General features: G+C 50.7%; 12 protein-coding genes. 3 read left to right on the top strand and 9 right to left on the bottom strand.

The window, feature by feature from the left end:
• Positions 1 to 212: 212 nt before the first annotated feature.
• The 9 genes from DW677_RS14500 to DW677_RS14460 form a co-directional block, all read right to left on the bottom strand.
• The gene (locus tag DW677_RS14500) at positions 213 to 707 is read right to left on the bottom strand and encodes a nitroreductase family protein (protein WP_117567678.1); all 495 of its coding nucleotides are present in this window, start codon (positions 705 to 707) and stop codon (positions 213 to 215) included.
• 123 nt (positions 708 to 830) lie between these two features.
• Positions 831 to 1,469 (bottom strand): hypothetical protein, encoded by a 639-nt coding sequence (locus DW677_RS14495; protein ID WP_117468973.1) that lies wholly within the window; start codon positions 1,467 to 1,469, stop codon positions 831 to 833.
• A gap of 257 nt (positions 1,470 to 1,726) precedes the next feature.
• Positions 1,727 to 2,506: an enoyl-CoA hydratase-related protein gene (locus DW677_RS14490; RefSeq protein WP_117567677.1), complete on the bottom strand. Its 780-nt coding sequence runs from the start codon at positions 2,504 to 2,506 to the stop codon at positions 1,727 to 1,729.
• On the bottom strand, positions 2,494 to 3,927 hold the full coding sequence (locus DW677_RS14485; protein ID WP_117567676.1) for an AMP-binding protein: 1,434 nt from the start codon (positions 3,925 to 3,927) through the stop codon (positions 2,494 to 2,496). Before DW677_RS14485 ends, DW677_RS14490 begins: the two co-directional genes overlap by 13 nt.
• Positions 3,928 to 3,945: 18 nt before the next feature.
• Positions 3,946 to 6,222, bottom strand: coding sequence for an acyl-CoA reductase (locus tag DW677_RS18375; RefSeq protein ID WP_181968369.1), 2,277 nt, complete (start codon positions 6,220 to 6,222; stop codon positions 3,946 to 3,948).
• Entirely contained in the window at positions 6,212 to 6,883 is a 672-nt protein-coding gene (locus tag DW677_RS14475) for an MBL fold metallo-hydrolase (protein WP_117567675.1), read from the bottom strand. Before DW677_RS14475 ends, DW677_RS18375 begins: the two co-directional genes overlap by 11 nt.
• Entirely contained in the window at positions 6,876 to 7,160 is a 285-nt protein-coding gene (locus tag DW677_RS14470) for an acyl carrier protein (protein ID WP_347465563.1), read from the bottom strand. Before DW677_RS14470 ends, DW677_RS14475 begins: the two co-directional genes overlap by 8 nt.
• Positions 7,161 to 7,230: 70 nt before the next feature.
• The gene (locus DW677_RS14465; RefSeq protein ID WP_117567674.1) at positions 7,231 to 7,986 is read right to left on the bottom strand and encodes a MaoC family dehydratase; all 756 of its coding nucleotides are present in this window, start codon (positions 7,984 to 7,986) and stop codon (positions 7,231 to 7,233) included.
• Positions 7,983 to 8,279, bottom strand: a complete 297-nt coding sequence (locus tag DW677_RS14460; protein ID WP_117468968.1) for a NifU family protein — start codon at positions 8,277 to 8,279, stop codon at positions 7,983 to 7,985. Before DW677_RS14460 ends, DW677_RS14465 begins: the two co-directional genes overlap by 4 nt.
• 663 nt (positions 8,280 to 8,942) lie before the next feature.
• Here DW677_RS14460 and DW677_RS14455 point away from each other — a divergent pair.
• From DW677_RS14455 to DW677_RS14445, 3 genes are all read left to right on the top strand, one after another.
• Entirely contained in the window at positions 8,943 to 10,394 is a 1,452-nt protein-coding gene (locus DW677_RS14455) for a 4-hydroxyphenylacetate 3-hydroxylase family protein (protein WP_117552002.1), read from the top strand.
• An 18-nt stretch (positions 10,395 to 10,412) separates the two neighbouring features.
• Complete coding sequence (locus DW677_RS14450; RefSeq protein ID WP_117551907.1) at positions 10,413 to 11,723, top strand: acetyl-CoA hydrolase/transferase C-terminal domain-containing protein; 1,311 nt, start codon at positions 10,413 to 10,415, stop codon at positions 11,721 to 11,723.
• Positions 11,724 to 11,861: 138 nt separating this feature from the next.
• Positions 11,862 to 13,232 (top strand): hypothetical protein, encoded by a 1,371-nt coding sequence (locus DW677_RS14445; RefSeq protein WP_117567673.1) that lies wholly within the window; start codon positions 11,862 to 11,864, stop codon positions 13,230 to 13,232.
• Positions 13,233 to 13,240: the final 8 nt, after the last annotated feature.

Genomic DNA, 13,240 nt, shown 5'->3' with positions numbered 1-13,240 from the left:
TGCTGTGCAGAAGGTCTGTCTCCGGATATCACATAGCTCTACGATCTCCCGCACGGTAATATCAGCGATCGCCTTCTTTGCCAACAACGTCGTCAACGCCGTCGAAATATCTACCTTTGTCCGATCCTTCATCGCTTTTCCTCCCCCCAGTAATGCGAAAAATTCATTCCGGACCGACTCCGTCGATGGAATCTGTCAGAAAAAAGACCGTCCTATTTCACATAATGGATCCTGCTCTGATCGAACCGATCCTGCTGGGTCCGCTCCTCATCCGGGTAACCGAGAGCAAAGATGCCGAAGACCCGCTGTCCCGCCGGAATCCCGACGATCTTCTCTACATCCTTCATCCGGTCCTCTCTCGGAGCTACGCCGAGCCATACGCCGCCAAGTCCGATCTCATCCGCTGCAAGCCACAGATTTTCCATCATGATGCTCATATCGATCTGTGCAAATTCCGGCAGATCGCATTCCTCACGGTATGCAGTCACGATCGCCACCGGTGCTTTTCCTGCCGGGGCGGAGAACGGGCTGGACTCTCCGAGCTGTTTTAAGACTTCACGGTTTTCTACTACATAAAACTCCCACGGCTGCTGATTCTTCGCGGACGGCGCTGCCATCGCTGCCTCCAGAATATAGCCGATATCTTCATTTGATACAGCCTCAGCTTTAAATTTACGAATACTTACACGGTGAAATAAATCTGCCATTTTTAAACCCCATTTTCTTTCTTGATATATTATAATTCTCAAAAACTTTGCTATTCCCGGACAGCTAAACTGAAGACCGTTATAGTCAGCTATTTTCCGGAAAAATTCCTATATTTATATTTTTTACTGCAATTTCTTGATCTCCAGCGGAAAACTTACATCCTCGGAATCCATATATACAACGCCAATCTTCGCTCCGCTGTCTCCGCCCAGAGCATCCTCATCCATCGGACAGCCATCCTTCATGAACCCCATCTCAGTTCCATCTGCTGTCACCATCATAAACGTGCTCATCGCATTGGCCGTCGTCGTTCCCTCCGCGTATGCGATCGTCCAGTCATCATCTCCCGGTGCCGCGATCACCATATTGACTTTCTCCAGATCCATATTGTCATGGATCTCGACACCGATATATCCGATCACAACAAGACTGTCATCCGCGATCTCGGTCTCCACGTCACCGATATTTCCGGTCGTGATCACATATTCTCCACCGTCATCTGCTTTGAGCGTAAACGTTCCTTTTTCGTCATTCGTCCCCGTCACGATTCCCTGAAGCAGGTGATAATCCGCAAGCCTCTCATCGTCCTGCGCCGCTGTTCCACTGGTTTCAGAAGACTCACTCTCCGCCATCCCTGTTCCGGTTGACTCAGCCACTGTCTCTGCTGCCGCAGTTGTCTCCGCCGGTTCTGCCTTCTGGCATCCGGCCGCCAAAGCTGCGCTCATTGCTACTGCTGTCATGTACAAATACGTCTTTCTCATAGCTGTCTCCTCTCTGTAAGCCGCATTTCATTATAGCATATTTCTTATATCTTATCAATCAGACTGCTGACGCACATCAGCCTTTCTGTGCCAATATCATACCACATCCGGACAGCGGAAAATCCTAAATTTCTGTTAAATTTATTTTACCTCCTGACATACACCAGCTGATAAGCGGCAAGTCATAAGAAACCCTCCGGTTACCGCATTTTGCGATTCCCGGAGGGTTCCTCATTCTCAATTTGGCAGGGTTTTCTCTATTTTCTCATAAACTCCCCATGTGCCCTCTTCTCGAGAAACGCCGTCGTCGCTTCCAGATGATCCTGCGTTCCAAAGCAGGAAGCGAAGATATCTGTCTCTGTTCCAAGGCTTTCCTCCAGTCCGGCGCTCATAGCGGTGTTGATGGACTTTTTCATATTTTCCACTGCAAGTGGTGCCATATCCGCGATCGTATCCGCTAATTCAAAGGCTCTCTTTAACAGTTCATCCGGCTCAACGACATCCTCCACAACACCAAGCTTCAGCGCTTCCTCCGCAGAGAGGCTGCGCCCCGTATATAAAAGCTCCTTGGCTCTGGAAGCGCCGACCGTTCTCGGAAGAAGGACTGTACTTCCCCAGCCCGGGATTCCACCAAGCTTGATCGTCGGAATCCCGATCTTCGCGTCCGTGGCTGCCACAGTGATATCTGCCGCCAGGATCATCTCCAGTCCACCACCGAGAGCATAGCCGCGGACCGCGCAGATCACCGGAACTCTGTGATTTAAAATTGACCGGATCATCTTTTTCCCGCGTCTTGAAAATTCTGCCGCTGTTGTTTCATTCAGCTGAACTTCCTCCTTGATATCTCCGCCTGCCGTAAATGCCCGCTCCCCTGCTGCCGTGAGAATCACGCAGCGGACTCCTGTATCCTTCTCCGCCATCTCCAGCGCCTCTGTGAGCTCGTCCAACATCTGGGAATTGAACGCGTTTAACGCCTTCGGACGGTTGATCGTGATCAGTGCTGTTGTGTCTTTTTTCTCGTAAATCATGAATTCCATGGCAATTTCTCCAATTCTTTGTAGATCGTTTTTCCGGACTCATTTTTCGGTACCTTGTCGATGGGAAGAACCCGGACACCTCCCGGGTAAAGTCCTGTTTTCTCTGTCAGGAACTCCGCTGCCTCCTCACAGGATGCCGGATCCATTCCTTCCATATAAATCCGCATCCGGTCATCCTCGCCGGTGCAGGCGAGCTCCACACCCTCATAACGGCCGCGAAGAAGCTGCTCGATCTCGTCCATATTGACGCGCTTTCCATACATCTTCAAAAACCGTTTTTTCCGTCCGGTGATATAGTAATATCCCTCTGCATCGCGCTTTGCCATGTCTCCGGTAAACAGAACGCCTCCGCGCTCGTCTCCCTTTTCAAGATCTGCCGCACATTCCGCATATCCCATCGTGACATTCGGACCGCTATACACAAGCTCCCCCACCGTATCCGGCTCTTTGATCTCTGTCGAGCCATCCTCCATGATCCGGAATTTTCCTCCCGGGATCGCGATTCCCATGCTGCCGCATTTTCTGATGGCATCCTCTGCGGGAAGATAACTCATTCTCGCCGTCGCCTCTGTCTGCCCGTACATGACAATGAATTTTCGTCCTGTGGACATCGCATATTCCGCAAATTCCCGATGCAGATTCACCGGAAGCTTGCCTCCTGCCTGCGTCATCGTCCGTAAGGACGGCAGCTCCATTTTAAAGAAATCAAGTCGCTTCAGGATCTGATAGGTGTAAGGGACGCCGCCAAAGGAAGTTGCTCCCTGCTCCCGGAAAAAATCCCAGAACTCCCGCTCAAACAGCGTATGCTCTGTCAGCAGCACAGCTGCTCCCACCTGAAAATGGCTGTTCATGATCGAAAGCCCATACGTGTAGTTCATCGGCAGCGTTGTGATCGGACGTTCTGTCGGATCAAGCTCCAGATATTCCGCGATCGACTCCGCATTTGACGTAACATTTTTCCGGCTCTGTCTTACAAGCTTCGGGCTTCCCGTGCTGCCGGAGGTCGTAAGGAGAAGCGCAAGCTCCGGATTCAGCCCCGTTTTCCGTTTGGCATCCCGCTTTGCAAGCTGATAACCAAAGCACTCCGAGCCCTCCAGTACCGTTCCATCCGTTCCTGTAAGGTCCTCCGGCATTCCGATCAGATAATCCGGCTCATAGGTCCCGATCAGTGTCCTTAAAAGCTCTCGGTCCATTCGATGCTCTAAAAGCAGAGGCACCACATGATTCCTAAGACAGCTCCTGTAATAAAGAACTGCTCCAACGGTATTCCTACAATACAGGAACGCAAGCCTTCCCTCCTCCAGAAATTTTGATCGTTCCTCATATATCTTCTCAAATTCTCCGTAGGTGATCCGGTTTCCCTGATCATCCGCAAGCATCAGATTCTCTGAAAATTGATCATTTCTTTCAATAAAATTCATCCGGCCCTCCTTTCTGCCCTACCGGATCGTCCGGGACAGAAGTTGGATCATGTCCTTTCCGTCCCAAACCAGATCCATCCATAGTGTCTGCCCCACAGGGACGATCTGATGGGTACCGCGAAGCCTGTGATGCAGAACACATTCACGGAGTTCCTGCTTCTCCACGCCGAAATACACCAGGGCCTGTGTTTTTTCGGACACGGCAGAGATCCATTCTTCTCCGTTTTTCATATGATATTCCAGAAAGCTTCCAAACCGCATCCTTTGTTCCGAGGCTGTTCCGGGGATATCCTTCATTTCCGTGACATAAAGTCTGTTCTCGAATTTTCTGACCTTCACGATCCGCGCCCCGCCTGCTGCCAGCTCCCACAGATCACCATATTTCACGCTGACCTTGTGCTCTGTGAGCCCATACCGCTTCGCAGTCTGGGCAAGTGCCTGCCAGAATCGCCCGGCCGCCACTTCTCCCGTCTTTAGACAGCTCTCCCTCCAGAATACTGCCCGAGGACACGCGCAGGCGTTCTGATCCATGCTGAAGGTATCGTTGTAAAAACGCATTGCCGTCTCTGCCAGCCCCTCTTCCGACAGGGCAAGAACGGCATCCGCGTCAAACACAGCTATGGACGCGCGATCCGGAAAGACGACCTCCGACGCTGACGGGCCGATCGGAATCTTCCGGATCTCTTCCACAGTCATATCACCGCCCCAGATCACCCGGCCGTCACACTCTCTGCTGAATTTCTCCGTTGCCTCCCGGTTTTCCCTCCCGTATGTGACGATGGAGATCCGTCGTTTCAGAGCTTGAAATTCCGGCAGTCCCAAAAGCTCATCGATCAGCTCACAGACCTTTTCGCTTTCCGTGTTTCTTCGCGCCGACACCCGCACCCGGCAGGAATTTCCTGCCAGAAATCCGATTGCCATCGTGTATACAAACAGAAGCGGAACATTCGACGGCGCAATATGAAATGTTTGTCCCAGCCCAAGCCGGAAACCACTGTTTTCATACCGCTTTTTATAGCTTTCGAGGTTGGAACGCCTGAGCCAGAATCCGAGAGAACGCATTTCCTCTCCGGACAACATTCTCGGAAGTTCCCGGATCCGCTCTGAGAGTGCCGATAGAAACTCCATGGTGGTCTCCTCAAACGGGATTTCCGGTACTGATGTGATCTCCATCTCACCTGCTAAAAGAGTGACCGCCTCATTCTCCCCACGAAGCTCTTTTCCTGTCTCAAACGTATCGCTGCAGCCCCGGATTTCCGCCTTTGGGATCCTGCCCGTGATCTTAATATATTTTCCTTTTCTTCCGCATGGGCAGTCATCCTCTCCAACGATCATGCCCTTATCTTCCGTCAGCACCGAATGGCCCGGATAGGACCAAGCCATCGGTGTCAGGACCTGGATCACGCCCTCTGTTCCATTTTTGCAACAGGAAAAGTCTTCCATATTTCGGATCAGAACATCCGAATAGCTGCTCACATGCAGATGACCGCACTCGCATTCCATGTAGATGCAGCCGGTCTGCTCCGCCATTCCGTAATAATTCCGCACATCGAGGATCCCGCAGACTTCCCGGAGTCCGTCCCGGAATTTCTCTGCGGACACCGCCTCCTTCGCCAGCTTCTTCCAGCCGCCGCCATGGATCAGGAAACCATGTTCCAGATGAAGCCTGTGACCCGATCTTTTCAACGGCTCATAAAAATATTTACAGACCATATAGGTAAACCCAAACACAAGGACCGGTCCGTCACCAGCCTTCTCAAGAAATGCCTCCACAGTCTCAAGATCCAGAGACATATCTTCCTTCAGCGCGTAACAGCGTTTTGACCCGAAGATCGAAAATCCCAGAATCCCGGCTCCCCTCGCGGAAAACAGCGCCCGGTCCCGCAGGACATTCGGCGCGTCGATGATCAGCATCGGAATCCGCTTTTCCCCGATAAAATCGGCCATGATCCGCTGCAGTGTCTGCTGCTGCCAGGCTGCGGTCCGCTCATCCAGAACTATCTTTGAGGTCTTCTGTCCCGTAGTCCCAGAAGAGGTCACCGTCTTAAACACAGCTCCTGTGGGAACGCTTCGAAGCTCCATCTCCTTAAACATGGATACCGGAACCATGGGAATTTCTTCTTCTCTCCGTTGGCTTCCCGACACATCCCCCAGCGCACTGCAGCACCGGTCATAGATCAGGCACCGGTTTCTGTGGCTGTCTGTCAGCTCACTGAGCATATCCGCGTAGATTTTTTTCTTCTCCTCCGCTCCCAGCTCATAGGGGCCGCGTTTTAAAAGCTCTTCATAATTCATGAAATTCCCTCACCTCCCTGTTCATCCGGAACGGCTCTCCGTGTCCCGGAAAGATCCATGTCCCATCCGGAATCGTTTTCAGCCAGGGTTTCGCATATTTTTCATATGCGTCCCCATCTCCTCCCGGCAGCCTCGTAACGACCCTGTCCCCAGGAAGAAGATAGTCCCCGCAAAAGATACATCCGTCATATCGGATCACCATACTCCCGGGGGTATGCCCCGGAAGCGGGATCAGCTCCAGCTGCCTTGTTGCAAATTTGCAACAGATCTGGTCCGTAAATGTCAGATCCGCCTTCCGGCACTGAAACGGCGGATAATGTACAAATTTCTTTTCCCCGCTTTTAAAGTACAAAAATGTCTCCATCATGCGGGACATATTTCTCGTCTGGTTCCCGATTCCCGCGCTGCAGGCTTCCGTTGCCGCCACTGTCACCGGATATGTCCTCCGGAGTTCATTTAATCCGCCGATGTGGTCACAATGTTCATGGGTCAGAAGGACCAGCCCTGGCATCAGGCCCAATTTCTGCAGCAGTTCCCGGATCGCTGTAAAATCGTTCGGATCGATGATCATGCATTTGTCCTCTTCCCGGATCACATAGCAGTTGCTCTCCGTCACCGGTTCCACGATCCGGAAGATCCGGTCCGGATATGGATTATTCAATCGTTACCCCGTAGCGCCCAAGAACTTCTTTTCCCTTTTCATAGGACGTGAAGTCCAGAACATCCGGCGTATCCATATGAATATCAAACGCCTCTTCCAGCTCCCCTACGAGATCCATATGTCCGATCGAATCCCAGAGCGGAATTCCGCGGTACTTTAAGCCCGGAAGCTCCTCCTCTGTCTTGTGAAACATTCCGATAAAAATTTTGTTGTATTTTTCAAGATTTGTCATTGTATTTGCCCTCGCTTGATTCTTTATATTTTTGATCTCTGCCATGAAATATCTCTTGTCTCATTGCATCAAAAAGATTGTGCCTTTTGTGTAACAGGGAATTCCTCGGAATTTCCTAATTACATAAAAACAGCTCCTTCGACATGAACTGTCTGCATTCTGCCCATACCACCGTCTCATGATCCTGGTTTTCACACACTCCGGAAAACGTCCCGATGTAACCGTCCTCCCGTTCCTTACAGGCTGTAAATGTCACCTTTGCGGTGATCATATCCCCGTAAAAAACAGGCTTCAAAAACCGCACCTGCTCTTCGATAAAGACAGTCCCCTCACCCGGAAGCTTCGTGCCCATCACCGTTGAGATCAGGCTTGCCGCCAGAACACCGTGAACCACCGGCTTTCCGTAAGGCGTTTTTTTCGCGAATTCCGCATCCGTGTGAAGTCTGCTGTAATCTCCGGTGAGCGCTGCAAACTTGTCCACGTCATCCTTAAAAAAAGTCTTTGTAACCTCTGCCGTGTCACCGATGTGAACATGGATTCTACTGTCTGTCTCTTCTTCCAGCACCTCGTCTTTTCTGCCGTTAACTTCCGCATTCTTTTTCGCTTCCCTGTCCTGCTCCAGATACGTCTTTACCTCAGAAAAACTTCGCTCCGTCGGGAGAAGAAACAGCTTTTTCTTTGGTGCAAGCCCATCCACTGACGCACAGGCCCGGACGCAGCCGCAGACAACAAGTCCGATCTCGCATTCTTTCATGTCCCCGGCTGCAAAGTCAAACTCATGTTCCGGATATTGTTCCTGCAGGCGTTTTACCTGCCGTCCCCTGTTGTATACAGGATTGCAGCCGCCACAGTATTTGATGCCGATCCTCATATGCGTTCCTGCGCTTCATGGTTATGGTTCAGAAGCTTTCTCGCGAAATCCAGAAGCTCCGGGCTGATCTCATTGACGAGAACAACCTCCTTCACCTCCGGGATCTCTTTCTGGACCTCTGCCGCAATCAGTTCCTCCGTTGTCAGTCTCGCTGACGGACATCCGGAACAGTGTCCGGTCAGGCGGATCTTTAAAACTCCATCTGCGTACTCTACGATCTGCACGTCGCCCTCATGGGATAACAGCGCCGGACGGACCTTCTTTTCCAATACTTCATCGATTCTTTCTATCATTGTGATACCTCCTGATCTGCCCTCGAAAGACCGGGGTCTTTTTCGTTGTTCCGAATCCGGAACACACACAGCGCTCCGAATTCTTTGTCCTTAGTTATGAGCAATTTTTATGCCAATCACCCCGGTTCTCAGGGAACCGGATCGTCCGTCCACGAACTGCCCGGTTTTCAGGCCTTTCATCCGCGTGCCATATTCCAGTTTTCTTTATCTCAGTGATTCTCATTCCATATCCCGGTGCCTTTCTGTTGCGTTTTTGCAACAAATGACAATTTATTTCATTTATGCAACAGATTTTTCCGGAAATCGGTGAGAAAATCCCTGTTCTGGTCCCGGATCTCCGGTTACTTCCGTTAGGATTCTGTTCGATCATATTTCATTTCTTTTTTTATTTTTATTTCCTGTCATTCTTTTCTTCCTTAATATATTCTTTCTGGCTATCTCCCGAAAAAAATAAATTTCCCAAAAATCTCCCTCCCGTTTTTGTAACTTTGGCACATGGATTGCTTTATAGTAGGTCAGTTCCGAAAACGGAACACAAGAGCTTATGAATTCCAAAAAGGACCTGCAAACCAGAAGTCCTTCGGATGTATAGCAGCTACTCACAAAAACTTATCAGGAAAGGATGCAGCCGCAACGAAAATGGCTGCGAAGGGAACATGTGTTATGGCATTAATGACAGGCGAACAGTATGTAGAGAGCATGAGAAAATTGAATCTTCAGGTTTATATGTTTGGTAAGAAGATCGAAAATCCAGTTGACGATCCGATCCTCCGTCCGTCCTTAAACTCTGTAAAAGCAACCTACGATCTGGCTCAGGATCCGGAGTACGCAGACTTAATGACAGCAAAATCCATTCTTACAGGTGAGACCATCAACCGTTTCACACATATCCATCAGAGCACCGATGACCTGATCAAGAAGGTTAAAATGCAGAGACTCTGTGGACAGAAGACCGCAGCCTGTTTCCAGCGCTGTGTCGGCATGGACGCGTTCAACGCCGTTTACAGCACAACCTATGAGACAGATGAAAAGTACGGAACACATTACCATGAGAACTTCAAGAAATTCCTCCAGTACGTTCAGGAGCATGACTACACCGTTGACGGCGCTATGACAGACCCGAAGGGTGACCGTTCCCTTCCGCCGCACTTACAGGCAGATCCGGATCTTTACTTAAGAGTCGTTGAGAGAAGACCGGACGGAATCGTTGTCCGCGGCGCGAAAGCTCACCAGACAGGTTTCGTAAACTCTCACGAGGTTATCGTAATGCCGACACAGGCGATGGGCGAGGACGACAAGGACTACGCAGTTGCATTCGCAGTTCCGACAGACGCAAAGGGCATCTTCATGATCGTCGGCCGTCAGTCCTGTGATACAAGAAAGCTTGAAGGCAGCGAGATCGATGTAGGAAACTCCCAGTTCGGCGGAACAGAGGCTCTCGTAATCTTCGATGATGTATTCGTACCGAATGACCGTATCTTCTTAAACGGCGAGAATGAGTTCGCAGGTGTTCTGGTTGAGCGTTTCGCAGGCTACCACAGACAATCCTACGGCGGATGTAAGGTTGGTGTCGGTGATGTCCTGATCGGTGCTGCTGCCGTTGCCGCAGACTTCAACGGTGCTCAGAAGGCATCCCATATCAAGGACAAGCTCATTGAGATGACTCACTTAAATGAGACCCTTTACTGCTGTGGTATCGCATGCTCCGCAGAGGGCCGTCCGACAAAATCCGGCAACTACCTGATCGACCTTCTTCTCGCAAACGTCTGCAAACAGAATGTTACAAGATTCCCGTACGAGATCGCTCGTCTTGCAGAGGATATCGCCGGTGGTCTTATGGTTACCGCACCGTCCGAGAAAGACTTAAAGGATCCGTTCCTGGGCAAGTATGTTGACAAATATTTCCGCGGTGTAAACGCTGTTTCCACAGAAAACCGTCTCCGCATCATGAGACTCATCGAGAACCTGACTCTTGGCGCAGCCGCTGTCGGATACCGCACAGAATCCATGCACGGCGCAGGTTCCCCGCAGGCACAGAGAATCATGATCTCCCGTCAGGGCAACCTCGCAATGAAGAAGAAACTTGCGAAAGATATCGCAAAAATCACAGAATAATAACGGGAGGTATCTTCCATGAGTTGGGAAAACGAATATAAATCTAAGCTCACCACTGCCGAAAAGGCAGTGGAGCTTATTAAATCCGGCAACCGCGTTGTGATCGGTCATGCCTGCGCAGAGCCGTCCTATCTGGTAGACGCAATGGTTGCAAATGCTGAAAGCTACCACGATGTAGAGATCGTCCACATGGTCGCTATGGGAAAAGCCGGTTATGCACAGCCGGGAATGGAATCCCATTTCCGCCACAACGCTCTTTTCGTTGGCGGCACTACAAGAAAAGCAGTCGCAGAGGGCCGCGGTGACTATACTCCGTGCTTCTTCTACCGCATTCCATCATTATTTACAAACGGAAGTCTCCCGGTCGATGTAGCGCTCGTTCAGGCTACTCCGCCGGATGAAAACGGAAACATGAGTCTCGGAATTTCCATCGACTACACACTTCCTGCAGCAAGAGCCGCAAAAAGCGTAATCGTTCAGGTAAACCATGAGCTCCCGAGAACCGGCGGTGACAGCTGCATCAATGCATCAGACGCAAATATTGCCGCGATCGTGGAGCATGATGCCCCGATCATTGAACTCGCTCCGCCGAAGATCGGCGATGTGGAGCGCGCCATCGGCGCAAACTGCGCATCCCTGATCCATGACGGTGATACCCTTCAGCTTGGGATCGGCGCAATTCCGGACGCTGTTCTTCTCTTCTTAACAGAAAAGAAAGACCTCGGCATCCACTCTGAGATGTTCTCCGACGGCGTTGTGGAACTGGTTGAAAAAGGTGTTATCACGAACACAAAGAAAAAGACCCATGTCGGCAAGTTTGTCGCAAACTTCTTAATGGGTACAAAGAGACTTTACGATTTCGTCAACAACAATCCGGATGTTGAGATGTATCCGGTTGATTATGTAAACAATCCGGTCGTTGTCATGAAGGAAGACAACATTGTCTCCATCAACTCCTGCGTCCAGATCGACCTGATGGGACAGGCCGCTTCCGAGACTATCGGATATACCCAGATCTCCGGTGTCGGAGGTCAGGTAGATTTCGTCCGCGGTGCTGCCATGGCAAAGAATGGCCGTTCCATTCTCGCCTTCCCGTCCACAGCCGCGAAGGGAACCGTTTCCAAGATCGTTCCGCTGCTTGACGAAGGCGCAGCCGTTACAACCTCCAGAAATGACGTGGATTACGTCATCACGGAATATGGTATAGCAAAATTATCCGGAAAGACCTTAAAACAGCGTGCGCATGCTCTGATCGAGATCGCCCACCCGAATTTCCGCGACGAATTAAAGAAAGTTTACGAGGAGCGGTTCCACTGTTCCTATGAGTAAACGGCGAACTCCCTGCCGTTAGTCCGGTGCCCTCGGGATACGGCAGGATGAACCATCAGTCCTGTACCGGCCTTTCAGTTTCTGATCGTCTTCCAGTACGGGACTGCACTTCCATAATGTATGATAGGAGTTACACATATGGCCTTACATCGTGAAAATGGCAAAGAACAGCCCTTTATTCCGGCCGGTCCATTTAAGATCCGGATCCCGTTTATCCATTATCGCTGGGAAATTTCCGAATGTCTCCAGGCGATCTTAATGTGTGCGACCTGTCTCGGTGCGATTCCGGTTCTTCAGGAGCTCTTAGGTGTTCCTTACGAAGTCGCATGGAGCATGGTCATCATCAACGGTTTCTTCTACAATCTCCACTCTTTATTAGGAGATCCAGTTGTACCGGGATGGATCACACCGGCAATTCCCCTTGTAACTGCATTTTTAACGCTCACAGAGCAGGGACCTGAGCGTGTACAGACCATGATCGCCTTGCAGCTCGTTGTCGGACTGATCTTCCTCTTCATGGGAATCACCGGTCTTGCAAGTAGGATCATCGGTGCGATCCCGAATGCGATCAAATCCGGAATTCTCCTCGGCGCAGGCTTCTCTGCGATCATGGGTGAATTCAAAGCAGGCGGACGTGCCGGTCTTTATCCGGTAACCGTTCTCGTCGGTTCCATCTTTGCATACTTCCTTCTCTTCTCTCTTTTATTTAAGAAGATGAAGGCAAAAAATAAACTCTGGTACATGGTCGGCAACTTCGGCATGCTGCCGGCGGTCATCGTAGCCGTGATCGTAGGACCTCTCTCCGGTGAGCTTCCGGCACCGAATCTGGTTCTTGGTTCAATTATCAAGATTCCGGATTTCGCGATCATCTGGAATACCTTAAGCCCGTTCGCGATCGGTTTCCCGAGCATCGGAAAGATCATTTCTGTTATCCCGACCGCCATTGCCGTTTACATCATCGCTTTTGGCGATTTCGTTTCCAGCGAGCAGCTGATCCGCAGTGCTGAGGAAGTCCGTACCGATGAGCATATCGACTTCAACGCGAACCGTTCCAACATCATCAGCGCGATCAGAAACATCATTCAGGCGTTTATCTGCCCGTATCCGAGCCTTTGCGGTCCGCTCTGGGCAGCCGTTACTGCTGCTGTATCCGAACGTTACAAGGATGGCAGAAAAGCAATGGATTCCATTTTCAGCGGAGTCGGTACATTCCGTTGGTCCACCTTTATCTGTGTTGCCCTTGTTCCGGTTGCATCTTTTGTACAGCCGATCCTTCCGGCAGCTTTGTCTCTGACTCTTATCGTGCAGGGCTTTGTCTGCTGCCAGATCGGGCTTAGTATGATCCACACAGATTCCGAGCGCGGACTCGCCGGTGTTATGGCAGCTGTTCTCGCAATCAAAGGCGCAAGCTGGGGACTCGCAGTCGGCGTTATCCTCTACGTTCTGATCTACGGACATTTCAAGAGCGTTGAGGTTCCGGAAAAAGCATTAAACACACAGACAGAATAAAATCTCCT

Source organism: Clostridium sp. AM25-23AC (assembly GCF_003435125.1).
Lineage (GTDB): Bacteria > Bacillota > Clostridia > Lachnospirales > Lachnospiraceae > Pilosibacter > Pilosibacter fragilis.
This window is presented reverse-complemented; position numbering and strand designations above follow the sequence as displayed.

What these genes read in the sequence shown, in the direction of transcription:
- DW677_RS14470 (WP_347465563.1), bottom strand. Translation starts at nt 7,160, where the DNA reads ATGGCAGAGATCAAAAATATAAAGAATCAAGCGAGGGCAAATACAATG.
- DW677_RS14455 (WP_117552002.1), top strand. Translation starts at nt 8,943, where the DNA reads ATGGCATTAATGACAGGCGAACAGTATGTAGAGAGCATGAGAAAATTG.
- DW677_RS14450 (WP_117551907.1), top strand. Translation starts at nt 10,413, where the DNA reads ATGAGTTGGGAAAACGAATATAAATCTAAGCTCACCACTGCCGAAAAG.
- DW677_RS14445 (WP_117567673.1), top strand. Translation starts at nt 11,862, where the DNA reads ATGGCCTTACATCGTGAAAATGGCAAAGAACAGCCCTTTATTCCGGCC.
- DW677_RS14500 (WP_117567678.1), bottom strand. Translation starts at nt 707, where the DNA reads ATGGCAGATTTATTTCACCGTGTAAGTATTCGTAAATTTAAAGCTGAG.
- DW677_RS18375 (WP_181968369.1), bottom strand. Translation starts at nt 6,222, where the DNA reads ATGAATTATGAAGAGCTTTTAAAACGCGGCCCCTATGAGCTGGGAGCG.
- DW677_RS14460 (WP_117468968.1), bottom strand. Translation starts at nt 8,279, where the DNA reads ATGATAGAAAGAATCGATGAAGTATTGGAAAAGAAGGTCCGTCCGGCG.
- DW677_RS14495 (WP_117468973.1), bottom strand. Translation starts at nt 1,469, where the DNA reads ATGAGAAAGACGTATTTGTACATGACAGCAGTAGCAATGAGCGCAGCT.
- DW677_RS14465 (WP_117567674.1), bottom strand. Translation starts at nt 7,986, where the DNA reads ATGAGGATCGGCATCAAATACTGTGGCGGCTGCAATCCTGTATACAAC.
- DW677_RS14485 (WP_117567676.1), bottom strand. Translation starts at nt 3,927, where the DNA reads ATGAATTTTATTGAAAGAAATGATCAATTTTCAGAGAATCTGATGCTT.
- DW677_RS14490 (WP_117567677.1), bottom strand. Translation starts at nt 2,506, where the DNA reads ATGGAATTCATGATTTACGAGAAAAAAGACACAACAGCACTGATCACG.